The sequence below is a fragment of the Variovorax sp. Root434 genome, assembly GCF_001426595.1.
In the GTDB taxonomy this organism is placed as follows: Bacteria; Pseudomonadota; Gammaproteobacteria; order Burkholderiales; family Burkholderiaceae_C; genus Variovorax.
In genome coordinates this window covers 177,519-190,803 of record NZ_LMEK01000026.1, presented here as the reverse complement: position 1 = coordinate 190,803, position 13,285 = coordinate 177,519, and the positions used below count along the sequence as shown (strand labels likewise).

The window sequence follows — 13,285 nt, the reverse complement described above, 5'->3', positions numbered from 1 at the left end:
CTTTACCCGACCCGCGGTCCGACCGCTTCACCATCACTTCATCGACTCGACTCACGCACTCTTTGCGGCTTCCACTCCTGTGGTTGTTGTCTCAGGTTGTTGCTAAGCTGCCTGCGCTCGCGCGCCGCAGCCACTTGGTGGAGTGCTTTTCCACTCCGATTGGTACGCCCGCCCGTGCGCCATCAGCGCCCAGGCCGTGCGAGCCATCTTGTTGGCCAACGCCACCACCGCCACATTCAGCGGCCGGCGTCGCAGCAGTTCCTCCAGCCACGTGGGCATGTCCTTGGCGTGCGTGATCACCGCACGCGCACCGTGGATGAGCAATGTCCGCAGGTAGGGGTCGCCGCGCTTGCTCAGGTGCCCGATGCGGGTCTTGCCGCCCGTGCCGCTGTGCGCAGGCACCAGCCCCAGGCTGGCTGCGAACTCCCGTCCCGAGCGCCAGCCGCTGGCGTCACCGAGCGTTGCGGCCAGCGCCGTTGCACCGAGCACGCCGATGCCCGGCACCTCGCGCAGCGTGCGCGCCTTGTCCAACTGGCGCTGCTGCCCGGCGATCTCGGTTTCGAGCTGATCGATGTTGCGCTCGACTCCTTTGAGCGCTTCGAGCTGCAGGTCGACCAGCCCACGCATCAACGGCGGCAGCTTGTCGTCAATATCGACGCGCTTGACTGCGATCGTCTTGAGTCCGGCCTTCTTGCCGCCTGGCAGCACCACGCCAAATTCGTACAGCAAGCCTCGCAGCATGTTGAGCGTGGCCGTGCGCACGCTCACCCAGTGCAAGCGCACTCGATGCAGCGACATCACCGCCTGCTGCTCCTCGCTCTTGACCGGTGCGCGGCGAATGTCCGAGTGCTGCGCGGCCAGCCAGATCGCCCGGGCATCGGCTGCGTCGTCTTTGTTGCCGCGCACAAATGCACGTACCTGGCGTGCCGGCAACAACTCCACCTGATGTCCCAGAGCACCCAACTCGCGCGCCCAGTGGTGCGCGCTGCCGCACGCCTCCATCGCCACGCGTGCCGGCTGCAACTGGGCGAAGAACTCGCTCAGCTTGGCCCGACCGAGCTTCCTGCGCCCGATCTCGCCCGTCTCGCTATTGACCCAATGAAGCTGCATCACGTTCTTTGCAATGTCCAAGCCATACGTCGTACGATCCATTTCGGGGCCTCCGTCTGTAAGTGGGTAGATCGAACTTCCACTTTGGCACTCGATGCCGTTGACTGCGAGGCCCCCCTTCCTTGCCCACATCCCCAGCGCTCGCAATCGCTCAGTTAGGGGGAGGCGTCCATACCATCTCCATATATTTATCGAGCAATCAATGTAAAAGCGCCGCACATTCAACGCCAACCCTATATCCACAGTGTGGACAGTTTTCGTTGTGTCAGTCGGGGGCGCCAGCCACTTTGGTCGGTGTCCAGCCATAAACCCTTGCGCAGGCACCGCCCATCAACATCGTCCGCTCGCTCTCACTGAGGCGAACTCCCCGGCGGAAGGCCTCCACGGATTCGTCGTAGTCGAGTACCGTGACCGCACGGGTCCAGTCAGTGCCCCAAAGACGACGTTCGAAACCCCACGCGTCGAACAGCCGGGCAAGCGGGGCCCAGAGCGCTGAGGTCAGACCCAGCGCGTGAAACTCTCCACCGTTTCGCGCGGCGTCCTGTAAGCATTCACCGGTGCGGATTCGTCCGCATAGCCAAGCGCCATGCCGCAAACCAGCATTTCATTGGAAGCTGCGCCGATGAAAGGCATGACGATCTTCGCGCAGTTGTTCCACGCCGCTTGGGGGCAGGTGTGCAGGCCAAGAGCGCGGGCTGCCAGCATCAGGGTCTGCAGGAACATGCCGTAGTCGATCAGGGAGCCGCGGCCCATCACGCGCTCCATGGTGAACATGAGTCCCACTGGTGCATCGAAAAAACGGTAATTTCGCTGCGCCTGCACGTGCATCTTGTCCTTTTCGCCTTTTCCGATTCCCAGAGCGCCGTACAAGCCCCAGCCGTTGTCACGCCGTCGGTCGATGTAAGGCGAGACCCACTGCGCAGGGTAATAGCCGTCCACCTCCCCGTACTCGGCGGTCAGGGAAGAATTGGCGCTGGTCGTATCGTGCGCAGCGCACACCTTCTCGACGAGTGCATCACGGCGATCGTCCTGCAGCACGTACACCTTCCACGGCTGGGTGTTCGTGCTGGACGCCGAGCAACTCGCGATCCGCAGAATTTCGTCGATCTGCTGCCGCGCGACTGGCTTGTCGCGCAAGAACGCACGGCAGGAGAAGCGACTTTCGATGGCCGAGACCACGCTAGCTGGATCCTGAACGACTGCGTCAACTTGGGACATGGTCATGGGTGTCTTCATAGCGTTCAGCACCTCAGACCGTGCCCGCCTGGCGCAGCTCGGCAATCTGCTCGATCGAGAGCCCAGCAAGTTGGCGCAAGATCTCGTCTGTGTCCGCGCCCAGTGCAGGCGCTGGCTTGATTTGCGGCGACGGTGTTCCACTGAAGCGGGGCTGCACAGCGGGCATCTTCAACTCGCCGATCTGCGGATGCTCGACGCTGGCGATGGTGCCCCGGGCCTCGTAGTGCGGATCTGCGACGATGTCCTTGATCGAGTAGATCAACGAGTAAGCGAGGCCTTTCTCTTCGAGGATGCGGCAGACATCCAGCACCGGCAGCGATTTGATCCATGCGGCGACGATGACGTTGAGCTCCTCGACGCACGCAGTGCGTTTCAAATGGGTCGAATAGCGCTCATCACCGCCCAGCGCCGGAATGGCTTCGCACAGGCGGCCGTACATGCGGTCGTTAGACACGGTCAGAACGATGTAGCGTCCATCGCAGGTTTCGAAATGGTCGCCCGGGGCTGCCGCGAAGTGAAGGTTGCCGGTCCGCTCGCGCGGCAGTCCCATCTTGTCGTACGCCGTAACCATCACGTCGGTAAAGCGGAACACCGTTTCGTACAACGACAGATCGATCTGCTGACCTTCGCCGCCGCGCATATCACGGTGGTAGAGCGCCACCATGATTCCGAAAGCGCCAAACAATGCCGTCGAGTAGTCGGCCATCGCCGTGCCGAGCTTGACCGGTGCGCGGTCTGGGTAGCCCGTGGCGTTCAGCGTGCCGCCCATCGCAAGCGCAATGCGATCGTATCCTGCACGGTTTGCGTACGGACCTGTCTGACCGTACCCTGAAACACTGAGCATCACGAGTCGCGGGTTCACTTGCTTCAGGTGCTCCCACGACAAGTTCCATTTAGCCAGGATGCCGGGGCGGAAGTTTTCCACGAGCACATCGGCGTGCTTCAACATTTCCTTCAGGATCCGCTGACCATCGGCGTGGTGCAGATCGAGCGTCACGGACTTCTTGTTCCGCCCTTCGACATTCCACCAAAGGCTCTCACCTTCCACCGACGGCCCGATATGACGCAGAGAGTCTCCGCGACCAGGCTGCTCGATCTTGATCACGTCCGCGCCGAGGTCTGCAAGCAGTGTTGCGGCAACCGGTCCTGCCACCATCGTGCCGATGTCGATCACGCGGATGCCGGCCAGCGGGCCTTTTTCTTTCGGTTCCATATCTCAACTCCTTAAAACGTTGGTATCGGTCGAACTGCGTTAGGCCAGGGCGACCGGGGAACACTGAGTTAGTTCAGTCGCCTTTTGGCGCGGACAAGAGAGACGACTCGACCCCACTTCGCCTGCTCCTGGCTCTGAAAGCGGACCGCGTCAGCGGGGGAACCGGGAAGCGGCTCCAGCCCTTTGGCGCGCATGTCGGAGGCCTGTTTCGGGTCCCGCAGGTAGGCGTTGACTGCCGCATTGAGCTTCGCGATGACGTCGTCGCTAGTGCCTGCCGGTGCATAGAGGCCTACCCAGGTATTGGCTTCATAGCCTGGTACCGTTTTGGAAGCTGCAGGCACTTCCGGCAGCTCTTTGGACCCCTCGGGGCTGGCCACTGCCAGCGCGACCATGCGACCGGAGCGGATCTGAGGAAGCGCGTACGCGGTGTTGGCCAGCATGAACCCGATGTCGCCAGAAAGCAGGCCCGTTTCTGTCGACGCACCGCCCTTGTACGGAACGTGCAGCATGTCGATGCCCGCCATATCCTGCAGCAGCTCGGTGGCGAGATGGAACGAGCTTCCTTGTCCGTTCGACGCGTAGGTGAGCTTGCCTGGGTTCTTCTTCGCGAACTGGATCACATCGCCCAGGGTCTTGAAGCCCGTCGCCTGGCTGGTCACAAACACCAGTTCAGCGCTGACCAGAAGCCCGACCGCGCGGAAGTCACGCGCTACGTCGTACTGCGCCTTCGAGACCATGGGGTTTACCACCATGACGGTGCCCGGCCCCACCAGCAGCGTGTAGCCGTCGGGTGCCGATCGCGCGACGTAGGTCGCACCGATGGCGCCGCTGGCACCGGGCCGGTTGTCGACGATCACCTGCTTGCCGAGCGTCATCGAGAGTTGCTGCGCAAGCCCGCGTGCCGTGATGTCCACCGCTCCGCCAGCCTCCGACGGAACGACAAGCGTGATGGGCTTGGCGGGGAAGGCAACCTTGCCCTGCGCACTCGCTACGGTCGGCATGAAGATCGTAGCGCTCATCGCCAGCGTGACCACGCTCATCACGCTGCGCCGGGTGTGCGTCCTGTGAGTGTTCACCGTTGTCTCCTGTGTTCTGATGTCGTTGGGCGTGCTGGATTAGTTGCCCTTGAACTGCGGCGGGCGCTTTTCCTTGAAGGCTGCCAGCCCTTCAACACGGTCGGCCGAGAAGTGGTGCAAGTTGCTCAGGGCGCGCTCGTAGCGCAGCCCGACGGACACCGGCTGATCCAGCGCGTCGTTGAGCGCCTGTTTCATGCGGCCCAGCACCAGCGGGCTTTTCACCGCGAGTTTCTTAGCCAGAGCGGTCACGGCGTCGATGAAGCCGTCATCGGCGACCACCATGTTGACGAGGCCAAGCGCCTTCCACTCACTGGCTGGATGCATGTCGCCCGTGAACATCAGGAGCTTCGCGTTGTTGAGGCCCACCTTCCTCGGCAAACGCACGGTGGCGCCTGCCCCCGGAAACAGGGCGTAGTTCGAATGTGCATCGCCAATCCGGGCCGACTCGGCGGCGATGACGATGTCACAGGCGAGCACGAGTTCCAGTCCCCCGGCGACCGTGATGCCGTTGAGCGCGGCGATGACGGGTTTGGTGGAGGCTTCGATCAGTTCGGTCAGGGCGCCGATGGCCTTCACGAACTCGGCGCCACTCTCAGGGCGGCTCCGGGCGGGGTCCTTCAAGTCGGCGCCGGCACAGAAGGCCCGGCCCTCGCCTGTCAGAACGATGACGCGGACTTCCGGGTCGCTCTGGGCATCTTCGATCGCCCGAGTCAGTGCGTTGACGAGCGACAGCGTCAGCGAGTTCAACGCCTGCGGTCGATTCAGCTTCAACCACAGCACGGCGTCGCCCTGTTGTCGATGAAGTTCTTCTGTGTTGGTTGCTGTTTCCACGTGCGGCCTTTCGGGATGTCTGTTGGGGAGTTGGATCAAGAATTTGCTTACCGCAGTCCGAGGGACTTTGCGACCATGCCGCGCAGCACTTCCTTCGTGCCGCCGCGGATCGTGCAGGACGGTGCATGCAGGATGACGTTGGCCAGCGCCGCGCTGTACCCGTCGGAGGCGCCCGGCTCGGGCTCGGTCGGCAGAACCAATCGAAGGGTCTCGGGAATTTCCTGCTCGAAGCAGGTACCGAGGTCCTTGAGCAGGGCCGCATGCAAAGCGGCATCCTGCTCTTCGGTGATCATGTTGGCGATCGAGCGCGACATCCGCCTCAGCGTCGAGAGGTGGGCAACCAGGCGGCCCACTGTTCGGGCGCCGTCCACCGATGGCTGCTGCTTGAGCGCGGTGACGAATTCCTCGACCGCACCCATGTGGGACATGAACCGATCTGGCCCGCTTCGCTCGAATGTCAGCTCGCTCGTGACCTGCTGCCATCCTTGGCCTTCAACGCCGATGAGGGCATCGTCAGAGAGGAACACATCCTGGAAGTGGACTTCGTTGAAGTCGTCGTCTCCGGCGATGTTGACGATGGACCGGCACGTGACGCCGGGTGTCTTCATGTCGACCAGGAACTGGCTCAAGCCGGCCTGCCGCACTTCACTGGCGGGCGCCGTGCGGCACAGCAGGACCATGTAGTGCGTGCGGTGCGCGCTCGAGGTCCAGATCTTCGCGCCATTCACACGCCAGCCACCATCCACCTTGATGGCGCGCGTGCGCACCGAGGCAAGATCCGACCCAGAGTCCGGCTCGCTCAGGCCGATGCAGAAATAGCACGTTCCTGCGGCAATCCGGGGCACGATCTCCTCGCGCTGCTGCTCATTGCCGAACCGCAGCAGCAGCGGCCCACTCTGGCGCTCGGCGACCGCATGCGCAAAGATCGGTGCGCGAACGGCGAGCAATTCCTCCAGAACGACGAGACGTTCCGCCAGTCCATAGCCGCCGCCGCCATAGCGCTTGGGAAATCCCATACCAATCCAGCCGCGCTTGCCAAGGGCTTCGCTGAATGCAGGATCAAAACCGCTGAATGCAGCCGCGCCGTGCCGATTTCCGTGCCAGCCGTCGATGAACTCGCGCACTTCGGCTCGCAGCCGCTCGCCGATCTCGGACGGCTGCGGGCGTGGAAAGGAAAGATGGTTCATCGTGCTGCTCCTGCTTGTGTCGCTGCGCCAGTTGCGGCCGATGCCATCGGCACCACTGCACGCCAAAGGGATTGGCCGGAGGCATCGCCAAGGATGCGTTCGCCAAGCTCACGCGACCAATAAGCCTCGTTGCCGCACTCGTCTCGCCAGGACCAAAGCCGCTTGGTGAAGTGGTGCAGTTCGTGTTCCTCAGTGAAGCCGATGGCGCCGAACACCTGGTGCGCGATCGCACAGGCTTGGCCCGCTGCTTCGCCGGTTCGGATCTTCGCGCTTGCAGCGGCAATGCTTTGCGTGAGGGGCGCGCCCACCCCATCCAGCCATTCATCGATCGCTTCACTGCCAGCCTCGGCGGCCGCGCGTGCGGCCGCCACCTGCGTCGCGAGAAAGGCAATGTTCTGCTGCACCGCCTGGAACTTGCCGATCGGCCGGCCGAACTGCACGCGAAGATTGGCGTACTCGACGGACAGAGCGAGGGACCGTTCAATGGCTCCGGCCATGAGCGCACTGCGCAGGATGGCTGCAAGGCAGAGCAGCTCGCGCGCATCGAAAGGCGCGGGGACCGCCGCCTGCGGCACAACGCCTTCGAGCACCAGCGTATCGCGTGGCTCGCCGGCGAGGTTGCGGCCTGGTGTGATGGAGATGCCCGCCGCATCCCGGGCCACGACGATCAGTTGAGCGGCTGTGCCGGAACCCACGATGAACGCGACATGCGTGCATGCGTCGCCCCAAGGCACACGGCGCAGCGTGCCATCGACGCGCTGGCCGTCGCGCGAGACGCCCACCCGGATCTGCTCGGAGAACACCGATGACGCGATGGTCGGCAAGCCCGCGCCTTCGACGCCGGCATGCTCCAGCAGCCAGTGTCCAACCAAGGCTTCCGCCAACGGAACGGCCGCGGCATGCTCACCCGCGAGAGACAGAAGCCCGCAGGCATCGGCCCAGCTCACACCGGCGCCGCCTTTGCTCTCGGGCAGCAAAGCCTTGTCGAATCCGGACTCCTGCAGAACTGCCCACAGGTCCTCGGGCTCGTCCGCGAATATCCGCAGGGCCGCTTCATGCAGCATGTCACGCGTCTCTTCACTCATCGCTTGTCTCCTGGTGGTTGGCGTTGTCGCTTCAGACGGGATCCCAAGTGAAGACGTCGCGCGAGTTGTCCAGCGGGAAGAACGAGGGCTTCATCATGGGCAGTGCCACTTCAAGGCAGGTATCGACGGTCCAGCCCTCGCTGCGGTGTGCGGTGCGGATCGGCCTCGGCTGCGAGAACAGGTAGATCTCGTTGCTGCGAACGCCGAAGATCTGGCCGGACACGCCACTGGCTTCGTCAGTGAGCAGCGCGCAAGTGAACGGCGCGATCTTGGCAACCTCCATGCGCTGGTTGACCAGCGTGCGGGCCATCCCCTCAGGGGTGTCGGTCGGGATCGAACTCACCATGCGGGTGAATGCAAACGGCGCAATACAGTTCGACCGCACCTTGAAGAGCGCCATGTCGAGCGCGATCGATTTCGACAGGCCGACCACGCCCATCTTTGCAGCGGCGTAGTTGGCCTGCGCGAAGTTTCCGATCAACCCCGAGGTCGAGGTCATGTGCACGATGGCACCACTCTCCTGGCTCTTGAAATGCGGTGCGACGGCGCGGGCCATGTTGAAACAACCCTTCAGGTGCACCTTCACCACGGCGTCGAAGTTTTCCTCCGACATCTTGTGGAAGATGCCATCGCGCAGATTGCCCGCGTTGTTCACCAGTCCGTCGACGCGTCCGTACACATCCAGCGCGTGCTTCACGATCTGCTGTGCCGAGTTCCATTCGGCCACGCTGTCGGTGTTGGCACTCGCCTCGCCACCTGCGGCGCGAATCTGCTCGACGGTCTCCTGCGCGGGCCCTGCACTTCCGCCTGCACCGTCCATGCTCACGCCCAGGTCGTTCACGACCACGCGCGCACCCTGACGCGCCGCCTCCAGCGCGATCTCCTTGCCCACGCCGGCGCCAGCGCCAGTCACCACAATCACTTTTCCCAGCAGTCGCTGCGTCATATCAGTCTCCAGATGTATCGATCAATCGTGTCGAGATGCCAGTCGAGGGTCACGCACCGACTTATGCGGTGAGGATGGTCACCACAGCTGCGGCCGAGTCACCGCCAACCTGCCCACCGGAGTTCTGTGCCAATCCGACCTTGGCAGCCGGACGCTGCCGTTCACCGGCCTCACCGCGCAGTTGTTGCGCCAGCTCGAAAATCTGAGCGGTGCCAGTGGCCCCGATGGGGTGGCCCCGGCTGATCAATCCGCCGCTAGGATTGATGGAGACCTTTCCGCCAAGGTCCGTGGCACCGCTTCGCAGCAGGTGGACGGCTTCTCCCGGCGCGCAAAGCTGCAAGGTCTCGGCGTTGATCAGCTCGCTGGGCGCAGCCCCATCGTGTACCTCGACGACGTGGACATCGCGCGGGTCGATGGACGCCGCTTCATAGGCAGCCTTGGATGCCCGTGCCGAAGCGTTGGGGCCTGTCGTATCTCCCGAACCGGAAACCAGGGTAGACGTGGCCACCCAAACTGGCCTGGCGCCCGTCAGTTGCGCAGCAACGCGGCTCGAGACGAGGACGATCGCAGCGGCGCCGTCCCCGATCGAAGAGCACATCGGAAGCGTCAGCGGGTTGCTGATCATGCGAGCCGCCAGCACCTCTTCGACGGTCGTCGGCTTGCGGAACTGAGCAAAAGGATTGAGGGACGCTGCATGCCGGCTCTTGACCACGATCTGGGCAATGTCAGCCGACGTCACGCCCGTCGCTTCCATGTAGCGGCGGGTTCTTTCGGCGTAGATGTCCATGAAGATGGAGCCGCTGCCCGATCCCACGTGGTCGAGCTGCTTTTCTTCCATGTCCACCGCGGCTCCGAATGCACCGAAGGACACCGCCTTGTCGACGTGGGTCAGCTTTTCAGCACCGACCACCAGGACGATGTCCGCTTGCCCGGCCGACACGGACTGCCACGCCAGATGGAACGCGGTGCTGCCCGTGGCGCATGCGTTTTCGGTGTTGATCATCGGCTTGCCCATCAAGCCGGTGAATCTCAACGCAGCCTGGGCGCGAACCATTTCCTGCCCGGTGACGAGACCGGCAGCAGCGTTACCGAAGTAGACGCGGTCGACGCGATCGGCAGTGATACCGGCATCTTCGAATGCGATCCGTACGGCCTCTTCCGAAAGGCTTCTGACCGAGCGGTCGAGAAACTTTCCAAAAGATGTCATTCCAATTCCAGCGATTGCGACGCGAGCGGTCATTTGTCTTTCCAGTTCAAAAACATTTAAGGAAGGAAGCCGCAGCCAAATCGCGGCGGCTTTGGATCGATTGATCCCTCAGATGGCGGGGCTGTCGTTGGTCCGGCGGGCCGGTCCGTCGTACTCGACCTGGTCCAGGGTGATCTGGCGCCAGCCCGGCTCGCGCACCTTTTCTTCGAATGCATGGGCGAACAGGCCCGCCGTGCGCGGCACGACGATGAAGGCGCGGGCCAGCCGCCAGTCGAAGCCCATGTCCGAAATGAGGGCGCCCACCGCCGCATCGATGTTCGCCAGCAGCGGGCGATTCTTCTTCTTGATGAGCGCTTTTTCCAGCTCGCGCGTCATGCGGACATGGTCACCTGCGATCCCCCACTTTTCGGCCAGAGCGAACAGCACTTTCCCGCGAGGATCGCCCTCGGCGTGCTGCGGGTGGCCGAAACCGTCGAGCCGCTTGTGGTTGGCCACGTATTCGGTTGCCACGTCCTCGTAGCTGCGCCCGCTCGAGGCAGCCAAGGCCACCAGCTCCTGGATGTAGCGGGTGAACTCTTCGCCAGCGCCCCCGTGCACGTCGCCGAACATCATGGCGCCAGCCGCCACCGCGCATTGGATGGGCACGCCGGCTGCCTGCACAAAGCGGGTCACTGTCGAGGAAGGCGAGATGCCGTGGTCCGCGACCGAGATGAACATCGCGTTGATCATCTTGGATTCGTTGCCCTTGGGCAGTTCGCCCTTGTAGAGCAGGTACACCATGGCGCCGAAGTCGATCTTGCCGACCAGATCCGTAAGAACGTCGTAGCCTCTGACGATCGTCCCTTCATGGGGACTCGGGTCACCGATGGCGGTGCGCCAGTATTTGCGGTCGGCGGTCTTGGTCATGTCGGTCATGCAGTGCTCCTGTTTGGTGGGGTGGTGCAGGCGATCGAACTGGATCTCTAACCTGCTGGCTGAATCGTAGGCTCGGGGGGCTCGCCATGAAATCAATATGTCCACGATATGGATGTTTTGATCGAGACATCAGACCGAAATCCGCTCGTCGCCGCTCTACGACGGCGCCACACCGTCCACGCTATGATCCGGTGCATGAGCACTACGGAAGCACGCGGAACCCAGAGCATCGATCGCACAATCGGTGTTCTGAAGCAGGTCGTTGCCCACGGGTCACACGGTTTGACGGTGGCCGAACTCGTGACGATCTGCGAGCTCGAGCGTCCGACAGTGCACCGCATCGTCCAGGCCTTGGAAAGACAAGGCCTGTTGACGCGGCCCGCTGGGTCGAAGCGTTATATGTTGGGGGACTACTGTCGGCAGATGGCTGCCGCATTCGCTGACCGGGCCGACTTGAGGACTGTGTGCGAGCCAGTCCTGAGGTCTGTTTCAGAAGACACCGGAAACAGCGCGTTCCTCATCGCCCGCGTGGGGTACGAATCGATCTGCCTGGCCCGTGTGGTTGGCTCGTATCCGGTGCAGGTGTTGACGGTCAACGTCGGTATGAGGAACCCTTTGGGCGTCGGTGCAGGGGGTCTCGCCATCCTGTCGACCTTGCCCGTGGACGAGCAGAACGAATGCATCCGTGCAAACGCGAAGCGTTTGGGCAGCTACGGGTCGCTGACTGAGTCCACACTGCGCGCGCTCGTTCGTGCCACCCAACGCCGCGGACATGCCGTCATCGGGCACTACAGCGCGCCAGGCGTCATTGGCATCGGAATGGTGATGCGGAACTCCAGCGGCAACGCCCTAGGCGCGATCACAACGTCTTCGATCGACAGTCGGATGTCCAAGGACGATCAACAAGTTGCTGCCTTGTCCATCGCGAAACACATTGCACGGGTCCAGTCTTCGCTGGACATCCTATAGAGTTCGATTTGGCGGACAGCATCGGCCTGACCAACTCGTAAGCAGCCATATCAGTCCCCCCGGCGTTGCGCCGTGGGACTCGAAAACGGCTAGGGCGTCCCCGCAGCTTTGGCAGTGACGCCCTCAGGGAACGTGGAGCGTCAGCGGTTTATGTTCCGCTAGTGAAAAGAAGCATCAATCGACTCGGGGAGTTCGCTCCGGCAGATGCCATCCATCATCGTCGCTGGCTGAGCCGCGCTTCGCAGCGCCAGGAGTCGCGGCCTTTGACGCCGAAGGGGCCGACCCGTCACATTGCGCTGCTTGTTCGCCGTCCGCTTCGCCTTTCCCTTCCTGGGCCACGAGGGCGCGGAATGACGCGATGCGATAGCAGGCCGCGCACATGCCCTTACTCCGGTGTCATCGTGATGTGGATGGCGTCCCGCCCGTCGGTCACCTCGCGCCCGAGCGTGCGCACCGCCTCAGTGCCTTTATCCATGCCGAAAGAGTGGGTGCAAAGGGGTCTCAGCGTCTCTCCGGCATGTTTGACGATGTCGATTGCCAGTTCGGTCGACTCCCAACCCGCGCTCAGCACTCCGACGAGCTGAATCTCCCGCAAGACTGCCTTGTCGATCGGGAACCCGTCAAGTGGCTTGTTCGCTTTGAGGCCGGCCAGCACGATGCGCCCGCCGCGCTTGACCATGTCCACGCCCTGGATGATCGGTGCCATCGATCCCGCCGACACGTCGAGAACCACATCGGCCAATCGTCCACCAGTGATCTCGATCACGCGTTCCACCGGATCCTCGTTGTTCACATCGATGACCGCTGTAGCGCCAAGCTGGAGCGCCAAATCCAGACGGCCGCGGTCAGACGATGTTCCGGTCACGATAATTTGCGATGCGCCCGCCCTGCGGGCAGCCACGGCGGCCAGCAGTCCCCGCTGCCCCGGACCCGCAATCACGACCGTCTTTCCGAGCGCAGCGCCGCCCACCTCGTATACCCAACGAATTGCGTTGGACAACGGGTTAACCAGCGTCATCAAGTCAGTAGCGACGTCTGTGGGCAGTTTGTGCACCATCGTCTTTGGATGCAGGTACACATGACTCGCGTAGCCCCCCCATAGCGACGGCGCGGAATGGATATTCTGGTACAGGCCATACCCCAGGTCGGACTGACACCGTGTGTACTCGCCTGCTATGCAATCTGCACAGTGCCCGCAAGGAATGATTGGCTCGACCGCGACACGGTCGCCTTCTCGCACACGCCAACGCTTGGCCGCAGTGGGCCCGATGCGCTCAATGAATCCCATGATTTCGTGGCCGGGAACGATCGGCATGCCTCCTCCCCAATCACCGAGGTGACCGAGCCACTGTTCATAGTCGGTGCCGCACAGACCACAGGCTTCGACTCGCAACACTGCGTCGTCGTCGCCGACCGTAGGTATAGGGAATTCACGCAATTGGAGGTTCTTGGGTGACTCCAGCACCAATGCTCGTGCGCCGCTCATAATTCTTTCTCCAGCCTCTCGGGA

13 protein-coding genes are annotated in these 13,285 nt (G+C 62.9%); 1 reads left to right on the top strand and 12 read right to left on the bottom strand.

From position 1 onward, the window contains the following. Positions 1-102: 102 nt before the first annotated feature. The 11 genes from ASD05_RS25665 to ASD05_RS25620 all read right to left on the bottom strand — a co-directional run bounded on the left by ASD05_RS25665 (position 103) and on the right by ASD05_RS25620 (position 10,911). On the bottom strand, positions 103-1,152 hold the full coding sequence (locus ASD05_RS25665) for an IS110 family transposase (RefSeq protein ID WP_056598366.1): 1,050 nt from the start codon (positions 1,150-1,152) through the stop codon (positions 103-105). 223 nt (positions 1,153-1,375) lie between these two features. Further along, positions 1,376-1,705: an amidohydrolase family protein gene (locus tag ASD05_RS31120; RefSeq protein WP_414930067.1), complete on the bottom strand. Its 330-nt coding sequence runs from the start codon at positions 1,703-1,705 to the stop codon at positions 1,376-1,378. After that, entirely contained in the window at positions 1,609-2,334 is a 726-nt protein-coding gene (locus tag ASD05_RS25660) for a nitroreductase (protein WP_414930066.1), read from the bottom strand. Before ASD05_RS25660 ends, ASD05_RS31120 begins: the two co-directional genes overlap by 97 nt. Before the next feature lie 25 nt (positions 2,335-2,359). After that, positions 2,360-3,559, bottom strand: a complete 1,200-nt coding sequence (locus ASD05_RS25655) for a CaiB/BaiF CoA transferase family protein (protein WP_056598363.1) — start codon at positions 3,557-3,559, stop codon at positions 2,360-2,362. Between the two features lie 68 nt (positions 3,560-3,627). Beyond that, positions 3,628-4,635, bottom strand: coding sequence for a Bug family tripartite tricarboxylate transporter substrate binding protein (locus ASD05_RS25650; RefSeq protein ID WP_157610283.1), 1,008 nt, complete (start codon positions 4,633-4,635; stop codon positions 3,628-3,630). A gap of 39 nt (positions 4,636-4,674) precedes the next feature. Further along, positions 4,675-5,466 (bottom strand): enoyl-CoA hydratase/isomerase family protein, encoded by a 792-nt coding sequence (locus ASD05_RS25645; protein WP_056598353.1) that lies wholly within the window; start codon positions 5,464-5,466, stop codon positions 4,675-4,677. A gap of 47 nt (positions 5,467-5,513) precedes the next feature. After that, positions 5,514-6,653 carry an acyl-CoA dehydrogenase family protein gene (locus tag ASD05_RS25640; protein ID WP_056598350.1) on the bottom strand — a complete coding sequence of 380 codons (1,140 nt, stop codon included), beginning with the start codon at positions 6,651-6,653 and terminating at the stop codon, positions 5,514-5,516. Beyond that, positions 6,650-7,738, bottom strand: coding sequence for an acyl-CoA dehydrogenase family protein (locus ASD05_RS25635; RefSeq protein ID WP_082572342.1), 1,089 nt, complete (start codon positions 7,736-7,738; stop codon positions 6,650-6,652). Before ASD05_RS25635 ends, ASD05_RS25640 begins: the two co-directional genes overlap by 4 nt. A 31-nt stretch (positions 7,739-7,769) precedes the next feature. Next, positions 7,770-8,684 carry an SDR family NAD(P)-dependent oxidoreductase gene (locus ASD05_RS25630; RefSeq protein ID WP_056598346.1) on the bottom strand — a complete coding sequence of 305 codons (915 nt, stop codon included), beginning with the start codon at positions 8,682-8,684 and terminating at the stop codon, positions 7,770-7,772. A gap of 61 nt (positions 8,685-8,745) precedes the next feature. Then, positions 8,746-9,924: a thiolase family protein gene (locus ASD05_RS25625; protein ID WP_056598343.1), complete on the bottom strand. Its 1,179-nt coding sequence runs from the start codon at positions 9,922-9,924 to the stop codon at positions 8,746-8,748. Between the two features lie 75 nt (positions 9,925-9,999). Continuing rightward, positions 10,000-10,911: a citryl-CoA lyase gene (locus ASD05_RS25620; RefSeq protein ID WP_268810556.1), complete on the bottom strand. Its 912-nt coding sequence runs from the start codon at positions 10,909-10,911 to the stop codon at positions 10,000-10,002. 90 nt (positions 10,912-11,001) lie between these two features. Here ASD05_RS25620 and ASD05_RS25615 point away from each other — a divergent pair, with 90 nt between their 5' ends. After that, entirely contained in the window at positions 11,002-11,775 is a 774-nt protein-coding gene (locus ASD05_RS25615) for an IclR family transcriptional regulator (RefSeq protein ID WP_235508093.1), read from the top strand. A gap of 385 nt (positions 11,776-12,160) precedes the next feature. Here ASD05_RS25615 and ASD05_RS29765 read toward each other — a convergent pair whose 3' ends face one another. Continuing rightward, positions 12,161-13,261, bottom strand: coding sequence for a zinc-dependent alcohol dehydrogenase (locus tag ASD05_RS29765; RefSeq protein ID WP_082572338.1), 1,101 nt, complete (start codon positions 13,259-13,261; stop codon positions 12,161-12,163). Between the last annotated feature and the right edge of the window lie 24 nt (positions 13,262-13,285).

Coding starts and splice junctions, on each gene's coding strand:
- ASD05_RS25640 (WP_056598350.1), bottom strand. CDS start 6,653: ATGAACCATCTTTCCTTTCCACGCCCGCAGCCGTCCGAGATCGGCGAG.
- ASD05_RS25615 (WP_235508093.1), top strand. CDS start 11,002: ATGAGCACTACGGAAGCACGCGGAACCCAGAGCATCGATCGCACAATC.
- ASD05_RS25655 (WP_056598363.1), bottom strand. CDS start 3,559: ATGGAACCGAAAGAAAAAGGCCCGCTGGCCGGCATCCGCGTGATCGAC.
- ASD05_RS25625 (WP_056598343.1), bottom strand. CDS start 9,924: ATGACCGCTCGCGTCGCAATCGCTGGAATTGGAATGACATCTTTTGGA.
- ASD05_RS25660 (WP_414930066.1), bottom strand. CDS start 2,334: ATGACCATGTCCCAAGTTGACGCAGTCGTTCAGGATCCAGCTAGCGTG.
- ASD05_RS25630 (WP_056598346.1), bottom strand. CDS start 8,684: ATGACGCAGCGACTGCTGGGAAAAGTGATTGTGGTGACTGGCGCTGGC.
- ASD05_RS25635 (WP_082572342.1), bottom strand. CDS start 7,738: ATGAGTGAAGAGACGCGTGACATGCTGCATGAAGCGGCCCTGCGGATA.
- ASD05_RS29765 (WP_082572338.1), bottom strand. CDS start 13,261: ATGAGCGGCGCACGAGCATTGGTGCTGGAGTCACCCAAGAACCTCCAA.
- ASD05_RS25665 (WP_056598366.1), bottom strand. CDS start 1,152: ATGGATCGTACGACGTATGGCTTGGACATTGCAAAGAACGTGATGCAG.